Source organism: Chryseolinea lacunae (genome assembly GCF_016735595.1).
GTDB lineage: Bacteria > Bacteroidota > Bacteroidia > Cytophagales > Cyclobacteriaceae > Chryseolinea > Chryseolinea lacunae.
In genome coordinates this window covers 72,806-93,456 of the sequence record NZ_JAERRB010000003.1, presented here as the reverse complement: position 1 = coordinate 93,456, position 20,651 = coordinate 72,806, and the positions used below count along the sequence as shown (strand labels likewise).

Here is a 20,651-nt window from a genome sequence, read left to right as displayed (position 1 = left end):
TGGCGATTCGCCAGCAACGATGAGTCGACGATCGGATTCGAACCGATGAATACCTCTTTTGCAGAGAGGCCCCTTAAGCCACTTGGGTACGCCGACATGTTTTAACAATATTCTTCCATTCTGTTTCTGTTACGAAACCGATAGATAAACAAAAAGCCCTGACACATGAGCCAGGGCTTTTTGTTATGGATTTATAACGTTCACATCATAACAATTCATCCGGACACACATGCGCTGTATGCTGACAACATGTTTGTCCGTGAAGTAATGATATGTTGGAGATGAAATTCATTTCGTTTCTGTTGACACAAAGTAAAACAACAATTTCTGAATCATCACAAAGATTCTTCGAAAAAGATTACTTTTGTTTCATGATAAACACAATACGTCATCGCGCTGCAAAAAGTTTCACAGGTTGTGCCTGGAAACATCATGCTCTAGCCGGGCGATGCCGTTGGCACGTGTGAATACATCACAAACGTGTTAGCGAAGGGCCCGGCAAAAAAATGCCGGGCCTTTTTGTTTTTAAACGCTGATAGCTATGGAATTGATTATGATAATGGGCATCCCCGCAAGCGGCAAGAGCACCTTTTGCAAAGCGAGACTTTTCAACACACACGTGCGCGTGAGTCTTGATCTTTTGAATACACGCAACAAACAACGGCAACTCATGGCTCTGTGCTTCGCCATGCAACAACGCATGGTGCTCGACAACACCAACGTTTCAGCAGCCGAACGTGCCGCGCACATAACCGACGCGAAGACCAATGGCTTTGCCGTGAAGGGCTATTATTTTGAATCAAGGCTTGCCGATTGTCTTGAACGAAATGCACGGCGCGAAGGAAAAGAAAAAATCGACCCCGTGGGTGTGATCGCGAAACACAAAGAACTTGAGCTGCCCGCGTTCGCTGAGGGATTTGACGAACTCTATTATGTAACATTAACAGACAACACCTTTACCATCAACCCCTGGAACAATGAAGTTTGATACACTCGACAAGAAGATGCGCGTCTATGAAACAAACATGGATCAAACCGTGCTGCCCGGACTCTATATGATAGCCCGCCTGGACGGCCGCGGCTTCACAAAACTCACCAAAGAACAACTGGCACTTGAGCGCCCATTCGACGAGCGCTTTCGCGATGCCATGATAGACACCGTGAAGCACACCATGGACTGTGGCTTTAGAGTCGTTTACGGCTTCACACAAAGCGACGAAATATCACTGCTCTTTCACAGGCTCGACGACAGCTTTGGACGAAAGACGCGAAAGCTCATCTCTATTTTGTCGGGCGAAGCCAGTGCACGGTTCACGTTGGCTATGGGCAGTCTTGGAGTGTTTGATTGTCGCATCATTCCATTGCCCTCGTCCGATCTGGTGGTGGACTACTTTCGGTGGCGCAGTGAAGACGCTCATCGCAATGCGTTGAGTGCATGGTGCTATTGGAAAATGAGAGACACCGGCGCATCCGTGAACGAAGCAACCGAAGCCCTGAAGGGCCGCTCGACCGCCGAAAAAAACGAACTGCTGTTTCAGCTGGGCATCAACTTCAACACATTGCCCGCATGGCAAAAACGCGGCATCGGTTTTTATTACGAACGCTTTGACAAGGTGTCGACAGACAGCCTCAAAAATATACCGTGCGTTGTTTCGCGCACCAGACTGGTAACAGACACGATGTTACCCGTTGGGGCAAACTATGACCTGTTGGTGAGAAGCCTGCTCGAAGAGGATGCTTAATTTTGCAATGATAGCCACGGCATGAAAGCTTATTCCTTTCCTCTGCAGAAAATAAACACGAAGCCGGTTGGCTTTGACGCCATCGGGTGTTTTCCACATGCCGTTGATGCCACCCATCTCGGCCCACACCATGTGCTTCACATTGTCTACTACCGACCACGTGTCGGGCGACGGTTTGAATTGTGATTGTGCATAGGTGAGGCCCGACGCCGCGGCAACAAATTGTTGACGGGCAACGGCGACGGATTGTAGCAAGGCATTGAGGTCGGCCATAGGTTGGTGGTTAAGGTCTATGTCGAAGACAATGCATGGCACCATCCTAAATCAAGATGACGCGTGAGAAAATAATATATTCAAGCGCACAGGGAAACGAAAACGTGTGCTGAAGAAGATGGGGGAGGGTTGCGGGTATGTCGGGGCTGTCATAAGTTGAACAGACCCTCATTCCCACACAATGTTGCGCCACGTATTCAACGCCCAGTCTTTGTCGCGGTCATGGTCGAAATAGAATGCGCCTTGCAATACCTGCTCGTCCACGACCGAAAAGCCATAGAGCACCTTATAGGTTTTCTCTTCGTCCGATTCTTCAATGATGAAGCCTATGCGGGCGGCGTTGTCGTCGCTCAGTTCGAATGTTTCAAGAATGGGGGCGTCGTCGTCGGCGCGGTCGGCTAGTAGTGTTTTCTGAAGCTGGTAGACCTCTTGCCGCGTCTGGTTTTTGTAGTTCCAGATCGCGACGCGCACTGTTTTGTTTTTCATCACAAAAACAAGATCGCCTTCAGGCTCCAGGTGTTGGGTGAAAAGATTGTTGATTTCGATAGACCAATGATCGCTTATTTTTATTCTCGTGAGGTAGTCGCCATCCATTTCAAAATCGTCCACCTCATACCATTCCGAGTTTTCGTCTTCGCGTTCAAACACAGACCCCACCGGGTTCAGCAGCAGGTCGGCAATGGAGGGGTCGATTTCAAGAATGGTTTGTGCTCCGTAAATGGCCGTGTTGTCCGGGTTGTCGGTGTATTCCTGCGTTTCGTAGCCGGAAAAAATTCGCCACCCGCTGTCCATCTCGTCCGAAGGTTTTTCGCGATACATAAACATGGCCACGCGTTTGTTGTCGGCAATGATTTTGGAAACCATGAGGCCGCCAATTTCAGGAAAGTCTTCGAAAGGCTTGTTGGAGGTTGATGGGGCCATAAATATGGGAACAACGCCACGTTTGGTGTAAGTAACGTTGGCGTTGAGGACAAGCTACGACTTTGGGCTTTGGAGAGCAAGAATTAATATGGCGGCTAAAGTAATCCTGTTTACTATTATCTTTCCGGTAGCTGGTCCATAGCGGCGTTCGGCCATTTTTAGAACCCCGGAATTGAAACGGCTTAACTTACAGGAATGAATTCACAATTAAAGAAATCGCTGGATGGTTTTGTTGAGCGCGCAAAAGGTACGACGGCCGAAGGTGAAACAGTTGATCGGGAGACATTGAAGGCGCTAAACGAAAGACTTGACGGCATCCTCCCTTTTTGGTTTTTGGAATTATTAGCCACCTATCCCTTGGTGAATGCTGAGTTTAATTTTCCATTACACGCTCCCGACGAAGACTATGATGGATGCATTCAGGTGCAATGGGCGAGACCGGCCGAGATTTTTAGCGAGACTGTGGAGTGCTACCCGGGCTTGGCCATGAAACCTCTCGGCTATTTTTGTTTCGGCATCGACCCATCCGGAGGCGGCAATCCATTTTTTATTAAGAACGACGGGAGCGACAATCCCCCGGTTTTTCAAATCTATCACGATGTGAGCGACGATGGCGAAGTGATCGAAAGAGAAGGTATGGAGAAGCTGGCAGATTCGCTTTCGGATTTTCTTGACAAGACACGAACGTAGTTGGATAGTATGTAACTTTCCGATCGGCATCTAGTATAAAGTGGAGATGAAGATATTCATGATTATAATTTTTCTGGTGTGTGTTGTCAATTTCGGCTATTCACAGCAAAGAAACAGAAACGAAAGCAGAATGGTGGGTTTTGGTTGCTATAAAGTTGGTGAACCCACAAAAGCCGTAGTGAAAGTGACAACATTACTGAACGGTCGAAACTACGAAGCGATAGCGTCTCTCCTGGATGCTGAAAATCCTGCCGAGAGGTGCCTAGCCGTTATTGCGCTGGAGAGACTGGTGCAGTTGACGAAATTTGAACTAACCGAGGCACAAAGTAATCTGATTTCAAAAGCCAAGAATTCCCAAAGAATAGTTTGGGTTTGTTCCGGATGTACCTATTTCGATCGGGTAACAATGCAGAAAATGTTTTCGAAGGATAATTTTCTGGGGTCTCAGTTTTGGCTGGACGATGTCATAGGAAACTCAAATAAGGATACATCTAAAAAATAATCAACTCCCGTGAAGCGCTACAAAAGATCACGAACATCCGAAACCAACTGCGGAATACCTTCCGCAAAAGTGTGGTCGTCCGAAGTAAGTTCGCGAACGATGGCGTGTGGCAACGCTTCTCTGTAAAAGTCTACATGACGGAAGGGAACCACCGGATCGTTTTTGCTCTGATAGAAATGGATCGGTGAGGTGATGGGCAAGCTCTTTTCAAATTCCTTTTTCAGCATAAACTCAGCGAGGTTCTTCCCCCAATGCGGTGTGGCCACCAAAAACATGGCCGAGATCGTGACAGGAATTTCATTCTCCGATAAATATTTTAATAGCACCGAGCTTCCTAGTGAATGGCCCATAAGAATGACAGGTGAGGGTAATTTTGTAAACTCTTTCGCGAGCATGTTGTGCCAGTGTTGGTAGCTTGGTTCGTCTGGATGTTCAACGATAGGGTAGTGGATGACGACGTGCTCGCCTAATTGTTTTCGCAGGTATTGCACCAGATCGAAGCTGCCCTGTCCAGGACCGTTTTGACTTCCGGCGCTATGGGTGAAGAAAATTGTTTTCGTGATGGCCACAGACGTGTCGTTCTTTGTGTCTAGGAAATAACCCCGAAAGGCCGCTGGATGTTTTACCTGTTTACGATTGCTAACCCCGTTTAAGAAAAAATTTATTAGAAAGGATTTTTATGGCTGGTCGAACCAACAATGATAGCACGTACTAATATTATCATAGAGATACGCAACATTTGCCTTAGCCCGAATGACATTCGGTTGTGCAATAGTAACATCCGTTAACTTGATCGTAATATTTTTTAGCTTCTGTCACAGCCTCTTGACACGTGGGGAACTCGCCGAGATAATTATTTTTTGAAGGGAAGTATGGGCACGTGAGTTTGTGCACCTCACGGTCTCCATTGCTTTGCTTGATGATGTTCACGTAGTATCGGGCCATGTTTATTTTTGGTTGATTTTTGGAGTCGGTGTGCTTGGCGAAATAACTTCCTTTTTCGGTCTCAAACTTCGGGCAATATCGGCTAGCACATTCAATTGCTTTTGTTGGATTTCAACGATCTTGTTTATTTTCCAGTACCATAGCATGATGGCCCGCAAGGCTAGAAAAAGGAGAATAAGAACAGCCAATGCGATCAGGAGAATAACGATGGCTCTTTGTGGATCTTCCATGGTATGTTAGTTGGAATTTTGTTCATTTGTCGGCTTGAATATTTGCAAGCCGAGGAATGCGCAATTGAATCGTCCCTAAAGGCATTGACATCCCGCGCCTACGACCCACTTGCAGCAGGGACCTGAGCATTGCGATTTGTTCTTGCCGGAACACCCACAGTTGGCGGTGGTCGGGCACGAGCTGCCTCCCGTTGGTGGTATTGGTGTTGGCACTGTTGATGTTTGAGGGAGGTTGGGGCATACCTTGTCATTGCTGAGCAATCCCTTCAGACAATCCGGATCATTATCATACGCGGCTTGCGCTTCGGGGCGAGTAGCATAGTTGGCACAACTGGCATCCGGACAGACATTTTCAGAGGCACTGCCGCACGCCATCATTAAATAAAGGATCAATACGCTAAAAAGTGTTCGTGTCATCATGGTATTTCGATTATTGATGTTGGTAGCATCTTCCATTGGCATTTGTTGTGGAGCGTTTGCAGCGCGCCCCAGCTTTCGTAGTTCCGGAACACTGTTGCGCGGTGTGTTGTGTGCGGGTGGTTTCGCTTTGTTCGTCGGATGCAGGCGTATTGTTTTGTCGTGCGCGTGAATTTTCTGCTCCGCCAGGGCGGCAAACGCTACAAGGAGAATAGCCACGCTCTATGGCGTCGGTTCGCTCTATTTCAAAGCTGCTGCGTTTGAGATACTGGCACGCTTCGCGATGATATTTTTCGCCGGTACGTGTGATGTAGACAACATCCTGGTTGGACTGTGCGCGTGCATTAAATTGGATCGTGAGAGAGAATAACAGGCAGACAATCCAGAAGGTCTTCTGTGTTGACTGTGGACGTGCAACGGTTTTCATAGCGAACGGATTCATTTCGGAATGAATCTACGGCCCCTGCAGATACTTATAGGGTTGATTTTCCGGACTAGATGATTTGCTTTCCGTTCGGCTTTATTTTATTTCCGCAAGTTTCCATTCGTCGCCCGTTTTGTGAAACACATACTCTTCTTCTGGCAAGAAGCCCAATATCGCCATCTGGTGTTTTTTTGTTCCTTCCTTGTTGCTGGCAAACGTGAGTTTCACTTCGATGTAGCGAATGTAGTGATCGTAGGCCACGGTGACCAGGCATGTGTTTTCGTCGGGATAGCGAACTTGCTTCTGCGAATACGTGACGGCGTCGGGGCAAATAAAAGCATATTTAACCTCTCGCGATGCCGACCCCTTTGGTGCATCGAGCAAGTAGACCTTTGGCGAGTTAAATTTGTAGTGGGTAATCGGGACCAACGAATCGATTTCAATACGGAGTGCCGGGCCAACGTTTTTTTTGAATCTCACTCTGGTGAAGCCATTGAAAAATTCGTATTCGTTCCGAAAGTGTGCTTTCAGGTTCACATAGCTTGTGAAGAGGGTGTCGATCTTTCCTGTTGAGCTGGGTGTGGCGCCGGCCATTGTCAACTCATCCACGCTAGTTTTTACAACTGACTTTTCGAAATCGGCGATTCTGTTTTGAATTGCTGTTTCTATCGGTGTGGCCGACGATCGCGCGGGTTGAAACTGTTTGTATATTGGATAGGTGCCAGACAAAGCTAAGGCAACCATTCCGACGCCAAGATAATGTGAGAGTTTTCGTTTTTTTGGCTCAGGCGTGTCGCCTTTGATCCGTGTCGTTATGGCATCCACAACATAGTCCATGCCCTTGTCGGAATGAATGCAATAAACATCCGCCATGAATGGATATTTGTCCACAATCTCTTTCAGGGTGATGTTGTGAAGTATCGGAAGAATTGTGTTTTTGTTTTGGTTTATGAGCCAATAGAATTCCCGTATTGTCCAGTCTTTGCTTAAATAGGTGGGGCTTAGAATGACAATCCCAAAACGTGATTGGGCCAGGCCTTTGTTGATCGTTTCTTCAATGCTCTTTCCGATGATGAGTTCATTTCCGGAGTACCAGACTTTTAGCCCGGTCTTTTGAAGACGATCAGCCAGTTCGTTGGCGATAGAAATTTTGTCTTCTACAGCATGTGAAACAAAGACATCATACTGATAGGAAGGAGAAGCCATACCCCGGGTGTTTAGTATATGAAGTTTATGTATTCGGCGCCTATGCTTTCCAATTTTTTTCCGGAGCCCTGTCAGATCTTTCCGGAGTCTACTGAATAAATTTCATGTGTTTCATGAGCAACGCCCTCGCGTCAGGATTCATTTGCACCTGATGCTCATTCAGCTTGATAACATTCCCATCTAAGGCCGTGATTCGATTCACGTTCACGACATACGATCGGTGCACACGGAGAAAATCCGCATGATCAATTTGGTCATGCACATGGTTGAGACTTACGGCAAGTTTGTATTTGTGATGTGTTGTGACCACAGTGGAGTAGGCTCGGTCAGCTTCAATGTATAGGATGTCGTCATAGGCCAGCTTTACGAATTGCTGGCTGTTTGTGCGAAGAAAAAAATGCTTTGGCGATAGTTTTTTCTCTTTCTTAATCGTGTTTGCATTGGCATTGTGAATGGCAATGTCGATTGCGCGGAGCAGATCCGGTTCCTGAAAAGGTTTCGATAAGTAATTGGCAGGCAAGGTTTCTTTCGCCCGGTCAACAGTAGCCTGATCGATATGATCGCTCAGGTAGATGATGGGAATTGAGTTTTGAGAAAGAATACGCTGGGCTGTTGCAATCCCGTCAAGCTTCCCGGCAAGAGCCACGTCCATCAGGACAAGGTCTGGTTTCGCCGTAGACACCTGATCAATGGCATTTTCGCCCGAGGCACAAATGCCAGCCACTAGCAAAGCATGCTTTCTTAGAAGGGCGGCGATGCCTTCGGCGACCAATAAGTTGTCTTCAACGATCAATACTCGGATGTCTTCCACAGTTGTCTATATCGGTATTTGAAAAAAGTAACCAGTTCCTTTTTTTGATTCAATGTTCAGTTTGCCCCGAAGTTCCTGAAGGAGTATGTCTACCATCTTCAACCCAAAAGACTGATCGGATGGTCTGTTCTTGGGCATGCCTTGTCCGTTGTCGCTTATTTCCAGCATCAGATTTTGTTTGTTCGACAGGGTTAGGTTCACATTCAGCTCCGGTGAGGCTTGGTTGTTGTAGGCGTATTTGAAAGCATTTGTCACCAGTTCGTTAATGATCAGGCCTATGGGGATGGCTTTGTCTACATCAAGTTTTATTTCGGCCACGTCAAGGGTGAGTTTCAATTCTTTCTGGGCGTAGCCATAGGATTGTATCAGGTATTGAATGAGCTCGGTAATGTATTCTTTCAGGTTAATGTCAAGCGACTGTTCGCCGGTGTAAAGCTTTTTGTGGATGAGGGCCATGGCGTTCACACGGCCTTCGCTGCTCTTCACAGCCTGAAGGGCCGCGGCGTCGGTGAGTCTTTGTGATTGCAACGTCAAAACACTGGAGAGAATCTGGAGATTGTTTTTCACCCGGTGATGCAGTTCTTTCAATAAAGTCTCTACGCGCTGCTTGTTGCGTTGGCTAAGCCGGTAGTTGTAGAAGAGTGCGGACGCCAGCAGCGCAATGAGAATGCAGATGATGGCAAGCGATCGAATCCAGATTTGCTTTCCCTGGAGCGCTGTTTGTTGCATTGCTTTTTCCTGTTGCAGAAGCTGGATGTGCTGTTCTTTCTTTTCGGTTTCGTAGCGGGTTTGCATGGAGAGCAAACTTTCCATTTTGTCTTTGTTCAGGAGGCTGTCTTTCAAAATTGAAAGTTCCTCGGCGGTGAGAAGACTTTCATGAAAACGGTTGGTGGCCTTGTAAGTGGCCACCTTCAGCGCGAGATTTTCGCGGAGCAGATCGGGTGCGCCAGACACGCGCGCCAGTTGTTCTGCTTCATCCAGGTATAGTTCGGCTTGTGAATAATTCTTTTGAAGAAGGTTCAGTTTGCCAAGGCTGTTTAATGTGGTGACTATGCCGGCGCGTTCGCCGGAGCTTCTTTTGATGCTCAAGGCTTCTACGAGATAAGGCTTGGCTTTTTTGGGATTGTTCAGTTCTAGAAACACCTTACCAAGGTTGGCAAGGGTCACCGCCAGTGAATTGTTATCGCCGCCGCCTCGTTTCACGTCAAGCGCGGTGGTCAGATTTGTGAGGGCGCTGTCGTAAAGTCTTTGCGTGATGTACAACTCGCCGATATTGTTGTAAGATTGCCCGATGCCTTTTGTGTAGCCAATTGTTTTGCGTACCTGCAATGCCTTCTCGTAGTAGAGTAGCGTGTTCTGATAGTCATCAGTTTTCAGGTAGATCGAAGCCACGGTGTTGTAGAATGAAGCGAGTAGGCGGTCTGGATTTTTATGTTCCAGAGTAGCTAATCCCTCAAAAGCAATTTCCAACGCCTTTTCATAGAGTCCAAGGTCCCGGTAGATAATAGCAAGATTGTTTTGGATGACGATGCCTCGTGTGGTGTCGCCGAGTTCGGTATAAAGACCAATTGCCTTGTTGTAGTATTTAATGCTGCTATCTGGATAATTTTTTGATCCATAAATCACACCGATACATTCCAATGCCGAAGCGGCTACTTCTGATTTGGAAGATTTTGTGGCAAGCGATTGACTGTAGTAGTAGAGGGAACTGTCAAGTTTTCCCTTTTCCAAAAATTGCCATCCGATGTGTGAGAGGTAAAATGCAGTTTCTGTTTTGTTGTTTTGATTGCGGGCTATTTTCAACAAGGTCTTTAAGCTATCTGTTTTTGACTGTCCCATGCCGGCGAATGGGAGATTTACCACAACGATAAGCCAGAGAAAGGGCTTCATTTATTCATAGACTTTAGCGAATATAGCAAAAACGGTGAAGTGTTTTGGCACCTCACCGTTTTTAAATCTCTCACCTACTTGGGTTTGGGAGGTGGCGGAATGGCAATAGGGTCGTCTTCATGGAGCGGACCGATTTCCTCTTCCGTACAACTCGCAGCAAGAATAGCGAGCACAATCAAGAAGGCATATTTCAGATTTTTCATGTTTTTTAAATTTTGAAATGTGAATGATGATCGCTGCCATGGCTGCGCAAAGGCATGGAAATCCCACCTGAAGCGTGCTTCAGAAAAATTTGAGTCCGCATGGTCTTTGGCCAGCGGGTAGCGACTTTTGGCTGCTCTTGGTTGGGGTCTGTAGGCGGGAGTTCGCAAGCTTGCTCCCCAATCAGGCAAGGTTTGCAAACGCTCTCCAACAGATGTTAACTGATCAGTTGTTCAAGAACACAACAAAGGTGGCGGATGTGGAAGGCGCTTTTGTGTTGACACCGTGTATTTGATTTCGCGAATTCTTCATTTGTTTTCGCTTTTTTTACAAGACTTCTAAACCGATTCTATGAAAGTTAAAGCCAGCCATATCGAACAACTTCTGAACAGCTTATCTCAGAAGACAGGATGTAGCCAGGACTATCCCGGCTTCGCAGAAATGAGCGAGACGATAGGCAACGGTATTGCGCAGCGTTATCTCTACGAGAATTTGTTTCGGGACAAGGAGAAGCTGAAGGGATCCAAATCAGCAGAAATGAACCTTCAGCCGAAAAAGCTCAATACTTTATCAGAGTACCTTGGCTTTCGAGGATTTCAAGACTTCTGTCAAAGTTTGGATAGTCCTTTAGACGAGGTGTTGGCTTCGTGCGTTGGTGAGTACTATAGCTATGTGCGACGAAACAGCGAGCAGAGTGTGATCTTAAGGTCGCCCGTAAGCATCTATGGAGACGGCCAGAAAATTTGGCTAAAGCTTCTGGGGCCTGTCGCTGTGTTTGAGGGTGAAGTGAAACTTTCGAACGGATGCCTTTTTGTGTTGATGCATGCGGCGAACGGCAAAATGATACATCATGTCTATAAAGTTGGTGCGGGCATCCGTCCCAAAGTTCTGCAGGGAATTTTTTCTGGTGTGTCGTCGCTTTTTGATCCCATTGGTGGCCGGGTTGTGTTGGTGAGGCACGATGAAAATGAAAAGCTGACACATGAAGCGTTCGACCTTAATGTTCTAAAAGAATCATCTTCCCTTGAAGACCGGAGGGTAGCGGAATATTTTGAACATCGTAGCGAAAACAATCTGGGCATTCGCGTGGCGGGAATTTTGAATCTCAGTCTTGACGACCTGGGAAATCAACGTTGAGCATAAGCAAAGCAGCTTTATTCAGAAAACACAATCCCCTAAACCGGAAACACAATTGGGCCGTTGGGAAAATTTTGTCATGAATATGACGTGCCGTGCATTATTTGGTGATTGATTCATCAAATCTAAACGCGCATGGAAAACAAGGAAACGGTATTTTTTCAGGATGCCAACGTCACCATCACACAATCCCGATTTGTTACGCAGGCCAAGACGTATGCTATGAACAACATTTCGTCGGTGTGCCTCTACCGCATCAAACGAAGCAAAGGGTTGCAACTTTTTCTACTGATCGCCGGCCTGCTGCTCATCATTGGCGAAAGCACGCGCGTGGCCGGTATTGTGATGGCCCTTGTGGGTTTGGTTTTATTATTTCTGCTGAAGGATAGCTATTCAGTGAGAATCAACAGCAACTCGGGTGAGGCCGACGGCTACATTTCCAAAGACCGAAACTACATTCTGCAGATTGTGAATGCCGTGAACGACGCGATTGTTCATCGCGGCTAAGCGAATGTCGATGCCAAAATAAATGCTTGCTCATGGGATGGTCTTTTAGAAAATCAATGACTGCCGGTCCGTTTCGGCTAAGCTTTTCAAAGTCTGGTTTGGGGTTGTCGTTTGGTGTGAAAGGAGCACGGGTCAGAATGAGTTCGCGGGGCACGTATGTGACCTTAGGTGCCAAGGGCATTTATTACACACAGCGAATAGATTCAAACACACCGTCGCCCATCAAACCGCAGCCGATCTATCCTGGAAATGAAGTTTCTGATGGTCGGCTACACACAATCACGTCGGCCGATCTGGACGACGTTACTGATGTAGATTCGCAGGCGTTTGTTAAAGAGCTGGAATCAAAGGAGAACAAGGTTTCTTACTTGAAGATATTGGGTATCTGGCCGACGATTGCCCTGGTTCTATTTGTTGGCTTGCGCGGACTCGTGGTGGTGAAAACGAATGAACGGTACAAAACTGAATTCACGATCACGAAGGCAAACATCCACATCAGGAGCGCGCCTTCGAAAGAGAGCGACGTGATACGAAATGCAAGGGAACAGGAGAAATTTAACGTTCGGCGAGATACATTAGAATGGGTTGAAGTGTATCTGGGGAAAATCGGCGAGACTGGATTTGTCCGTGGTGACCTTGGCAGGCGCGAAGAAGTGCTCTTGTATCGCGAAACGGCAAATCGATTCCAACTTGAGCCGGTGTATGGTTGGCTGTTTTTTCTGCTAATCGTGCTCTCGCTGGCATGGTGTGTATATCTGAAAAGAGTTGATAGACGGAGGAAGACGTTGGAGCTGGTCTACGCACTGGACAATGAAGTGAATAGCCTTCACAAGAAATTTCTGGAATATTTTAATGAGTTTTTGCAGTCGAAAAAAATCTGGCAGCAACTTCATGCGAGGGGGGTGGACGATAGAAAGTATCATGGTGGGGCATCCCTTCTTGTGTCGCGTGAAGCGGTCAAAATGATTGCTGCACATAAATTGCCATCAGTGTATTTGAAGACCAACGTTGCCGTGCCATTCATAGGGTTGAGAAATACGGAATTGTATTTTTTCCCGGAGCGAATAATTTTAAAGCGGGGTAAAGAGTTTGCGGGAATTTTTTATAAAAACATAAATGTCTCGATCAAGAATGTCCGGTTCATTGAAGAGGATACTGTTCCGGCTGACGCGCAAATTGTTGATCATACCTGGAAGTATATAAACAAAAGCGGTGGTCCTGACCGTCGTTTTTCCAACAATCGCCGCATTCCAATATGTCTTTATTCAGAGTATCATTTTGAATCCGACAGTGGCATGCAAGAAGTCATCACCACTTCTAAACCGGGTGGAATGAATGATTTTGTTGCGTTCTTAAAAGTTGTTGGAGAGTTTCAGGCTAGAATGTGAAGTTCAGCGATGCTGAGAATACATACCCTGCGCATCATATTTTCTCAAACATCAGCAGCAGCGGAGTTTCATCAATAATAACAAAAAGTAAACGTCCCTTTCGCTTCACAAGAAAGCGGGCTATGTTTTCACGTGGATCACCGATGTGAATGAGGTTTTCTTTTTTGTCCAGAGACCATTTCTGATTGTTGAATGCCTTCATCATTTCAGCCATGGCCATAGGCGCGTTCTTGTTGGCCGTGTGAAAAAGAAAGCGCTGGCTGTCAAATGTGAACGTAGAGTTCAGGAATGTCTTTTCGGCCATATCCATCATCGCAGGCGAATTTGGGATAGAGGGATCCAATTCGTGGCTTGTCACCTGGCGGCAAATCCAGCTGCCCAAAACGCTATCGCGCGTTAAGGTCTGGGCTTTCAGTGAACAAACGGCAATGGTTAATAACAGGAGCGTGACAAGTTTCGGCATGGACAATGGCGATGTAGTTTGGTGGCCCAAACTTCTTTATATTTTATATTCTAATAGAAAATTCAATCGACAGCATTTTTTATTTCAATAAAACCTGCAATCACGAATAATATTTAAACTATATTTACTGCAATCACGTACAATATCATGTTATCCTATGAAAATAACGAAACTGGGCGAATTTGAAGAGCTGGTTTTGCTCGCCGTGGCCGCGTTGCAGCAAGAGGCCTATGGGGTGGAGATCAAGCGCGAACTTGAGACAAGGCTCAAAGAAAAATTGAGTGTGGGTTCCATTCAGTCGGCGTTGAAGCGCATGGAAGAGAAGGGCTTTTTGGTGTCGGAGTTTGGCGAGGCCACGGCCAAGCGCGGGGGCAAACGCAAGCGCATCTATGCCACCACGGCCTATGCCCACAAGGTGCTGGCCGAAATGCGCGATGTGCGGGCGGGACTGTGGGATGCCATTCCAAGATTGTCGGGCGAGATGAGGTTGGACTATTAATTACGCATATACTATATATATAATAGAGCGGCGCGCGGGCGCGAACAGGTGCAAGATCTATGATGCCACAAAATGAAATTGCTCCGCCAGGATGGGTGCTTCGGTTTCTCCGGTTCTTTTTGAAAAAAGAATACCTCGAAGAAATTGAAGGCGACATGGAAGAGATCTTCCAGGATAATATAGAAAGCATCGGTGCTCGCCGGGCGAAGCGTGTCTATGCGCTCGACATGCTGGGACTTTTGAGGCCCGTGTTGTTGAAACATTTCAGGATACTACCACCGCTAAATCAGTATGCTATGTTCAGAAACTACTTTAAGACATCGTTCAGAAGTTTGGGACGCAACCCGCTCACGTCGTTCATCAATGTGTTTGGGTTGTCGGTGGCCATCGGCATTTGCCTGGTGGTGTTTGCTGTGGTGGAATATGACCGCAGCATCGATCGGTTTCACGTCAACAAAGACGACGTGTATCTCGTCACATTCTTTGGCGACATCGACGGGGCCACGCATCAGTATGGGCGCACACCCCGGCCGTTGGGCGAAATGATGAAGGCCGACTTTGCCAACGTCCGCAACATGTGCACCGTGCAAGACGGCGGCGTGGTAGTGAAACACGGCGCGAACACTTTTCACGAACGCGTGCGCTACACCAATGCGCAGTTTCTAAATATGTTCACCTTCCCGCTCAAGTGGGGCACGGCCGGCTCGCTGGCCGATGTGAACAGCATTATTCTCAGCGAGGAAATGGCCATCAAATATTTTGGTGACGAAAATCCTCTTGGGCAGGACATCCTCGTGAAGTTTGATGAAACCAACAGCAAGGCTTTTATGGTGACGGGCGTAGCACAAAAGTTTCCACGGGCGCACGCCATTGGCTTCGACTTTCTGATCAACGACCAGAATATGCGCGTAGCAGATTCCACCTACAACGCCAGCGACTGGAAGGCATTTGTGAATGCCACGTTTGTACAGGTGAGCGATCGCGCACAAGTGGCCACCATTGCGCACGGCATGGAAAAATATAAGCGCCTGCAAAACGAAGCCCTCAAAGACCGGCCCATTGCAAGGTTTGCCTTTGTGCCGCTGGCGGATTTGCATGAGCAATCGGCCGACATTCGCGACGACATTTCCGTTGACGCACCGGTGACCTCGTTTGTGGCGCTGTCGATCATTGGTGTGTTCATGCTGGGGTTGGCGTGTTTCAACTACATCAACATCGCCATTGTGTCAGCGGCGCGGAGACTTAAAGAAATTGGTGTGCGCAAGGTGATTGGTGCCAACCGGCTTCGGGTGGTGGTGCAATTTCTGTCGGAAAATATCGTGATCACATTTTTTGCCATGCTGGTGGGGTTGGTGTTGGGTGTGTTTGTTTTTGCGCCGTGGTTCACGGGCGTCACGCATCGCCAGGTTGACGTGAGTTTGGTGAATGGAAACCTGTGGTTGTTTTTGCTGGCCGTGTTGTTGGTGACGGGCGTGGCATCGGGATTGTATCCTGCGTTTTACATCAGTCGTTTCGAAGCGGCCACCATCTTTAAAGGGTCGGTGCAGTTTGGAAAGAAAAATCCACTCACCAAACTATTTCTCAGTTTTCAATTGGTGCTGGCCTGTGTGTTCATTGTGGGGGCGATCACGTTCACGCAGAACATCGGCTACCAGGCGGCGTTGAGCTGGGGCTACAATCAACGCGACGCGCTCTATGTGTCGGTGCCCGACGCCGCGGCGTTTGGCAAGCTGGAAGCAAAGCTGTTGCAAGATCCCAACGTGTTGTCGGTGTCGGCCTCGCGTCATCATTTGGGCAAAGATATGGCCAGCGCTGTGGCAATAGCACCGGGCAAACAATATGAAGTGCAGCGGCTTTCGGTAGACGCATCCTATTTTGAAACGATGGGCATTGAGCGTGTGGCAGGCCGCGTGTTTAATGATCACCAGCAAGGCGACCATCAGCGCATCGTGGTGAACCAGCTCTTTGCAAAAAATATGGCCGTGGCCAATGCCGTGGGCCAGGTGTTTGAGATGGACGGCGCGCGCTATGAAGTGATTGGCGTGGTGAAAGACTTTCATGCCGATAGTTTCTATGAGCCCGTGGTTCCCACGGTTTTCACCATGGCCACCGAAGATCAATATCGCTACCTCACACTGCGCGCAAAGCCCGGTGCCGAGCAAGAAACCTATGCCACACTAAAAGCCCACTGGACTGCGCTTTTTCCTGAAACACCTTTTGACGGCGGCCGTCAGGAAGAGTTGTTCACGTGGTACTTCGACAGTGTTGATATTCAGGCGCGCTTTGGTCGCCCGGTGGCGGGCATTGCCATTTTGTTGGTAGCCCTGGGGTTGTATGGATTGGTCACCCTCAACGTGTCGGGCCGCACGCGCGAGTTCAGCATTCGCAAGGTGCTGGGCGCGAATGCCAGAAACGTTGCGGCCAGTGTGGGCAAGCAGTATGTAGTGCTCACGGTGGTGTCGCTGGCTTTGGGTGCGCCGGTGAGCTATGTGCTTATCAAGGCCCTGTTCGCTTCCATGTATCCCGACCCGATGCCAATTTCGCTGTCGGCCATTTTGTTGGCGATGTTGCTTTTGGTGGGGGTGTTGGTGGCGGTGGTGTCGTCGCAGGTTAGAAAGGTTTTGAAGGCGAGCCCCGTGGATGGGTTGAAAGTGGAATAGCGAATCCTACACCACAAAAGATTCTGCTGGAACCATTGCGTCGACGACGAACAACTACCTGGTGTTGATTTTTGAAAAGTCGAGCAACGGGTGACAGTTGATCTACGACCAGAACACCCGAATTTTTGAACCGAAGTGATAGAGGCATCCTGCGCTATTTTTTTTGTCGGCCCTTTTGTATGGCAAATAGTTCCAAAAAGTTAAAGGCCTCGGCATACACATCTTTGTCGTGCGCACTCATTTCTGTCGACGTTCCTCCGCTCACGCAGTGTGAGCCAAAACACATCGAGGTCGACCAGCCGTCGTTAACCGGAGCGATGCTCATCTCAGAATGGATGTTGGCGACCTTTAGTTCTTCCAGTTTTTTCAGGATCACTGTGCGGTCGGCTTCCAGAAGTAAGTGTTTTGTTGTTTTCGGGGCCTTCATGCCAATCTTCTTCACATAGGTGCAGGTGTCGTGTGTGAAGGTGAGCAACGTGCTGCTGCCATCCATGCTGCCACCAAACGAAAGCACGATCGTGAAATCGTTGGCCCAGATTTTTGGCATCGTAAAATCGTCGTTGAGCTGGGCGGTGGCGTGAACGCTGGCGACAATCAGGAACAAGGAAACAAGTTTTGCTTTCATAACAATTTGATGTTGTACAGTCCCTAGGATGCGGAATTTTAAAAATTCCATAAAGATTCAAAATATTCTACACCCGATTGCCGACCCATACAGTGGAACGCGTGCGCGCCTGCATTTGCTTTCCTGCCAAAAACATAAAAAAACGGGTCTGATAATTCATTTTTGCCTCGACAAAGGCCTTTTTTTGATAATTTGGTTTGTGGGGCAAACTAAGTTTATTTTAATCCGTATATTCAAACTAAATGCTGTGAAACCATGGAACAGGAACAAACACTAACCCCGCAGGACAGCCTGGCGCTCATCCGCGACGTGATCAACAAAACCACGGACAACATCAATCACCACAGTTTTGTGTTCATGCTTTGGGGATGGCTCATTGCCGGTGCCAGTCTGTTGCGCTATGCTGTGGAAGTTGTTAGCGGCGCCGATCATTTTTTCTATCCCCTTCCGGCAGCGGGCGTCATCGGTGTGGTCACCACCCTGTTCTATTATAAACGCATGCAGCGCACGGTGCCCGAAACCTACCTCAACTATTTCATCAAGAAGCTTTGGCTTGTGCTGGGCATTGGGTTTGTGTGTGTGGTGCTGGTCAGCGTTTTTCAAAACATACCGCCGTTCACGTATACCCTCATCGTTGCGGGCATTGGCACGTTGGCCACGGGGCTGGTGATGCGCTTCAGGCCCGTGCAGGTTGGCGGCGCCATTTTTCTGCTGGCCTCGGTGGTGTGCGCCCTGGTGCCCGATGTGGACAAAGCGCTGGTGCATGGCATCGCCATTGTGGCGGGCTATCTGGTGCCGGGCTATCTGCTTAAACATGCTAAACCCCGGCTATGACATTTCACGAACTTGACCCGGTGCTGAACACGCCGGTGCGTTTGGCCATTGTGTCGGTGCTGGTGAAACTGAAGCAGGCAGATTTTAGCTACCTGATGGAAGTGACCAAAACCACACAGGGCAACATGAGCCATCAACTGAAACGCCTCAACGACGAAGGATATGTTGATATCGAAAAGACCGTGAAAGGCAACTACCCCCAAACGCTTTGTAAACTCACTCCCAAAGGGCGCAAGGCGTTCGAGAACTATGTGGAGGCTATAAAGGATTATTTGCATCTCTAAATTTTTTTAACCATTTGGTTTGCGACACAAACCAAAACATCAAACAAAAAACAGAATAACTATGAAAGCAAAACTTGCAACACCCTTGTTGATTGCCTGTGCGTTGTTTCTTGCCATTGGAAACGGCACAGGTCTCTATGAACACATGTTTGCCATCCCGGCCATGCTGAGCTCGCCCGATGCGCTTCACAATGTTATCAACAGCAATCAGGGCCAGCCCACGCGATTCTGGATTCCCCTGCATGCCCTGATTTTGATCACATTGATTCTGTCGCTGATTTTCAACTGGAAAGATCCGAACCGGAAGCGGCTGGTGCTCATGGTTTCGATTTCGTATCTCTACATTTCTATCGTGAGCATCTTCTTCGCAAAACAGCTCTTCGCTTTTGAAGACATTGCCGACGTGCAGGAATTTGCGCGACAAACGTCGCGGTGGATAGCCCTGTCGTGGCATCGCCCCATGATGGGCTTGGCCAGCGTGGTGCTGCTGATGGTGGCCATTTCAAGATCGTCGACTCGTGTGGTGAGCCAATGAAAGCGGCAACGGAACGAATCGTCATTCGCTGGGTGCACCTTGTGCTCAGCATTCCCATTGTTGGCTATGTGTATGGCCCGGTGGCCGAAATAGAACAGGCCACGTGGATGGTGCGGTGGGTGTTTTTGCCGGTGATTGTGTTGTCGGGTTTGTGGCTGTGGAAGGGGCATTGGGCCAAGCGGCTCTTTAGAAAATGACGGAACTGAAAGAAATATGAAAAGAATCTCGATTTTATTTTTCATGCTGACATAGGGCTGTCACCCCGGGGAAGTTTCTTTGTTCTATAATTAAAACAAAAACTCAAATACCCATGGGAACCACCGAAAAAACACAAGCAACCTTCATGTCACCTGAAACTTTTCTGGCCCACTGGCAAGGTCATCGCGGCCTCACCCGCCGGTTGATTGAAGTGTTTCCGGACGATAAACTGTTTACCTATTCCATTGGCGGCATGCGTCCGTTTTCGGCGTTGGTGTTGGAGATGATTGGCATGGGCGGCGAGGGCGTGAAAGGCCTGGCGACGGGCGAATGGATTCCGTATGCCGAGTCGGAGAAAAAATTTAAAGCCACCACCAAAAAGGAATTGCTCGATTTGTGGGACAGTGTGACGGAGCAGATCAACTCCTATTGGCCGCAAATCACACCCGAACGTTTTCAGGAAACCGATAAAGCCTTTGGCCAGTGGGAAGGCAAAGTATATTGGCTGATCATGTATTTCTTCGACAACGAAATTCACCACCGCGGCCAGGGCTATGTTTACCTGCGCGGCCTCGGCATTGAGCCGCCGCCATTCTGGGATCGTCATGCATGATCAAAAAAAGCGGTATAAGAGAAGAGGTTGCAGCACGCTGCAACCTCTTTTTTTGTTTCTGGAAATTGTGACGATACGCGGTGCTACTCCAGCAACATGTCCGTTCCAATCATCTGCAACTTGCCGGTGATCTGGATGGTTTGTGTGGCAGTGGGATTTTCGCGCACGGTCACGGCGTCGTTGGCAACGTCGAGGGTGATGGTGAGTTTATTGTTCATGATCAGAACGTGTTCGCCGGCTACTTTTTCCTGGGGCTTGGTTTGTTTGCTGATGGCGATGTCGTACATGCCGGCTACTTGCGTGGTGAGTGTGCCGGTGTATTCGCGGCTAAATCCTGCATCGCCCACAATCTTCACGGTGCCGGTGGAACCGGAGCGTATCACGGTCACTTTTGCGTTGTAGACATAGCCCACTTTTGTGTGCGGATCGTCCGACACCTGGATGTTGCCGGCAAAGGTGCCAAGGGTTGCGTCGGCTATTGGCGTAGGGTCATCGTTGTTGCTGCTGCATGTGAAAAATAGCGTAGACAAAAGACTGAGGAAGACTATCGATGCTGCACGTTTCATAGGGATTATTTTTAGTTTGTATGCAAAAGTATCCCCCCTCAAAACGGCCGTCAATAACGTGAACCGATGGTTTTTTTCTACTGGTTTTCC

Annotated in this window: 26 protein-coding genes and 1 tRNA gene; 14 read left to right on the top strand and 13 right to left on the bottom strand. The window is 48.1% G+C overall.

Going from position 1 to position 20,651, the window contains the following annotated elements; genetic code table 11:
- Nucleotides 1-22: 22 nt before the first annotated feature.
- Nucleotides 23-96, bottom strand: a tRNA-Cys gene (locus tag JI741_RS09545).
- A 445-nt stretch (nt 97-541) separates the two neighbouring features.
- On the opposite strand from JI741_RS09545, the gene JI741_RS09540 reads away from it, so the two are divergent.
- Together JI741_RS09540 and JI741_RS09535 are read left to right on the top strand one after the other, a co-directional pair.
- Nucleotides 542-988: an AAA family ATPase gene (locus JI741_RS09540; protein ID WP_202008845.1), complete on the top strand. Its 447-nt coding sequence runs from the start codon at nt 542-544 to the stop codon at nt 986-988.
- Nucleotides 978-1,742 (top strand): tRNA(His) guanylyltransferase Thg1 family protein, encoded by a 765-nt coding sequence (locus JI741_RS09535; protein ID WP_202008844.1) that lies wholly within the window; start codon nt 978-980, stop codon nt 1,740-1,742. Before JI741_RS09540 ends, JI741_RS09535 begins: the two co-directional genes overlap by 11 nt.
- Here JI741_RS09535 and JI741_RS09530 read toward each other — a convergent pair.
- A complete protein-coding gene (locus JI741_RS09530; RefSeq protein WP_202008843.1) occupies nt 1,683-2,015 on the bottom strand; it encodes a DinB family protein in 333 nt (110 codons plus the stop codon). The two genes, JI741_RS09535 and JI741_RS09530, sit on opposite strands and share 60 nt — an antisense overlap.
- A gap of 168 nt (nt 2,016-2,183) precedes the next feature.
- Nucleotides 2,184-2,936 carry a DUF2185 domain-containing protein gene (locus JI741_RS09525; RefSeq protein WP_202008842.1) on the bottom strand — a complete coding sequence of 251 codons (753 nt, stop codon included), beginning with the start codon at nt 2,934-2,936 and terminating at the stop codon, nt 2,184-2,186.
- Nucleotides 2,937-3,131: 195 nt separating this feature from the next.
- On the opposite strand from JI741_RS09525, the gene JI741_RS09520 reads away from it, so the two are divergent.
- A complete protein-coding gene (locus JI741_RS09520; RefSeq protein WP_202008841.1) occupies nt 3,132-3,626 on the top strand; it encodes an SMI1/KNR4 family protein in 495 nt (164 codons plus the stop codon).
- 46 nt (nt 3,627-3,672) lie between these two features.
- Complete coding sequence (locus JI741_RS09515) at nt 3,673-4,128, top strand: hypothetical protein (protein ID WP_202008840.1); 456 nt, start codon at nt 3,673-3,675, stop codon at nt 4,126-4,128.
- 17 nt (nt 4,129-4,145) lie between these two features.
- Here JI741_RS09515 and JI741_RS09510 read toward each other — a convergent pair whose 3' ends face one another.
- The 7 genes from JI741_RS09510 to JI741_RS09480 form a co-directional block, all read right to left on the bottom strand.
- The gene (locus tag JI741_RS09510) at nt 4,146-4,697 is read right to left on the bottom strand and encodes an alpha/beta hydrolase (protein ID WP_202008839.1); all 552 of its coding nucleotides are present in this window, start codon (nt 4,695-4,697) and stop codon (nt 4,146-4,148) included.
- Between the two features lie 378 nt (nt 4,698-5,075).
- On the bottom strand, nt 5,076-5,303 hold the full coding sequence (locus JI741_RS09505) for a hypothetical protein (protein ID WP_202008838.1): 228 nt from the start codon (nt 5,301-5,303) through the stop codon (nt 5,076-5,078).
- Between the two features lie 430 nt (nt 5,304-5,733).
- Nucleotides 5,734-6,147 (bottom strand): hypothetical protein, encoded by a 414-nt coding sequence (locus tag JI741_RS09500; RefSeq protein WP_202008837.1) that lies wholly within the window; start codon nt 6,145-6,147, stop codon nt 5,734-5,736.
- A 93-nt stretch (nt 6,148-6,240) separates the two neighbouring features.
- Complete coding sequence (locus JI741_RS09495; RefSeq protein ID WP_202008836.1) at nt 6,241-7,350, bottom strand: toll/interleukin-1 receptor domain-containing protein; 1,110 nt, start codon at nt 7,348-7,350, stop codon at nt 6,241-6,243.
- Between the two features lie 88 nt (nt 7,351-7,438).
- Nucleotides 7,439-8,161 (bottom strand): LytR/AlgR family response regulator transcription factor, encoded by a 723-nt coding sequence (locus JI741_RS09490; protein ID WP_202008835.1) that lies wholly within the window; start codon nt 8,159-8,161, stop codon nt 7,439-7,441.
- 6 nt (nt 8,162-8,167) lie between these two features.
- Nucleotides 8,168-10,051 (bottom strand): tetratricopeptide repeat-containing sensor histidine kinase, encoded by a 1,884-nt coding sequence (locus JI741_RS09485; protein ID WP_202008834.1) that lies wholly within the window; start codon nt 10,049-10,051, stop codon nt 8,168-8,170.
- 74 nt (nt 10,052-10,125) lie between these two features.
- Nucleotides 10,126-10,452: a hypothetical protein gene (locus JI741_RS09480; protein WP_202008833.1), complete on the bottom strand. Its 327-nt coding sequence runs from the start codon at nt 10,450-10,452 to the stop codon at nt 10,126-10,128.
- A gap of 151 nt (nt 10,453-10,603) precedes the next feature.
- On the opposite strand from JI741_RS09480, the gene JI741_RS09475 reads away from it, so the two are divergent.
- From JI741_RS09475 to JI741_RS09465, 3 genes are all read left to right on the top strand, one after another.
- A complete protein-coding gene (locus tag JI741_RS09475; RefSeq protein WP_202008832.1) occupies nt 10,604-11,389 on the top strand; it encodes a hypothetical protein in 786 nt (261 codons plus the stop codon).
- A gap of 135 nt (nt 11,390-11,524) precedes the next feature.
- A complete protein-coding gene (locus tag JI741_RS09470) occupies nt 11,525-11,896 on the top strand; it encodes a DUF6232 family protein (protein ID WP_202008831.1) in 372 nt (123 codons plus the stop codon).
- 32 nt (nt 11,897-11,928) lie between these two features.
- The gene (locus JI741_RS09465; RefSeq protein ID WP_202008830.1) at nt 11,929-13,284 is read left to right on the top strand and encodes a DUF4236 domain-containing protein; all 1,356 of its coding nucleotides are present in this window, start codon (nt 11,929-11,931) and stop codon (nt 13,282-13,284) included.
- Between the two features lie 34 nt (nt 13,285-13,318).
- Here the strand turns inward: JI741_RS09465 and JI741_RS09460 are convergent, their stop codons facing one another.
- Nucleotides 13,319-13,747 carry a hypothetical protein gene (locus JI741_RS09460; protein ID WP_202008829.1) on the bottom strand — a complete coding sequence of 143 codons (429 nt, stop codon included), beginning with the start codon at nt 13,745-13,747 and terminating at the stop codon, nt 13,319-13,321.
- Between the two features lie 157 nt (nt 13,748-13,904).
- Between JI741_RS09460 and JI741_RS09455 the strand changes: the two genes are divergently transcribed.
- Together JI741_RS09455 and JI741_RS09450 are read left to right on the top strand one after the other, a co-directional pair.
- On the top strand, nt 13,905-14,246 hold the full coding sequence (locus tag JI741_RS09455) for a PadR family transcriptional regulator (RefSeq protein WP_202008828.1): 342 nt from the start codon (nt 13,905-13,907) through the stop codon (nt 14,244-14,246).
- A 59-nt stretch (nt 14,247-14,305) separates the two neighbouring features.
- Nucleotides 14,306-16,906: an ABC transporter permease gene (locus JI741_RS09450; protein ID WP_202008827.1), complete on the top strand. Its 2,601-nt coding sequence runs from the start codon at nt 14,306-14,308 to the stop codon at nt 16,904-16,906.
- A 154-nt stretch (nt 16,907-17,060) separates the two neighbouring features.
- Here JI741_RS09450 and JI741_RS09445 read toward each other — a convergent pair whose 3' ends face one another.
- Nucleotides 17,061-17,531: a hypothetical protein gene (locus tag JI741_RS09445; RefSeq protein ID WP_202008826.1), complete on the bottom strand. Its 471-nt coding sequence runs from the start codon at nt 17,529-17,531 to the stop codon at nt 17,061-17,063.
- Between the two features lie 255 nt (nt 17,532-17,786).
- On the opposite strand from JI741_RS09445, the gene JI741_RS09440 reads away from it, so the two are divergent.
- The 5 genes from JI741_RS09440 (at nt 17,787) to JI741_RS09420 (ending at nt 19,995) form a co-directional block, all read left to right on the top strand.
- Complete coding sequence (locus JI741_RS09440; RefSeq protein WP_202008825.1) at nt 17,787-18,365, top strand: hypothetical protein; 579 nt, start codon at nt 17,787-17,789, stop codon at nt 18,363-18,365.
- The gene (locus JI741_RS09435; RefSeq protein WP_202008824.1) at nt 18,362-18,649 is read left to right on the top strand and encodes a winged helix-turn-helix domain-containing protein; all 288 of its coding nucleotides are present in this window, start codon (nt 18,362-18,364) and stop codon (nt 18,647-18,649) included. The genes JI741_RS09440 and JI741_RS09435 overlap by 4 nt, the downstream gene beginning before the upstream one ends.
- Nucleotides 18,650-18,710: 61 nt before the next feature.
- Nucleotides 18,711-19,184: a hypothetical protein gene (locus JI741_RS09430; RefSeq protein ID WP_202008823.1), complete on the top strand. Its 474-nt coding sequence runs from the start codon at nt 18,711-18,713 to the stop codon at nt 19,182-19,184.
- The gene (locus tag JI741_RS09425) at nt 19,181-19,381 is read left to right on the top strand and encodes a hypothetical protein (RefSeq protein WP_202008822.1); all 201 of its coding nucleotides are present in this window, start codon (nt 19,181-19,183) and stop codon (nt 19,379-19,381) included. Before JI741_RS09430 ends, JI741_RS09425 begins: the two co-directional genes overlap by 4 nt.
- Before the next feature lie 113 nt (nt 19,382-19,494).
- Nucleotides 19,495-19,995 (top strand): DinB family protein, encoded by a 501-nt coding sequence (locus JI741_RS09420; RefSeq protein ID WP_202008821.1) that lies wholly within the window; start codon nt 19,495-19,497, stop codon nt 19,993-19,995.
- A gap of 83 nt (nt 19,996-20,078) precedes the next feature.
- Here JI741_RS09420 and JI741_RS09415 read toward each other — a convergent pair whose 3' ends face one another.
- The gene (locus JI741_RS09415; protein ID WP_202008820.1) at nt 20,079-20,561 is read right to left on the bottom strand and encodes a hypothetical protein; all 483 of its coding nucleotides are present in this window, start codon (nt 20,559-20,561) and stop codon (nt 20,079-20,081) included.
- Nucleotides 20,562-20,651 lie beyond the last annotated feature (90 nt).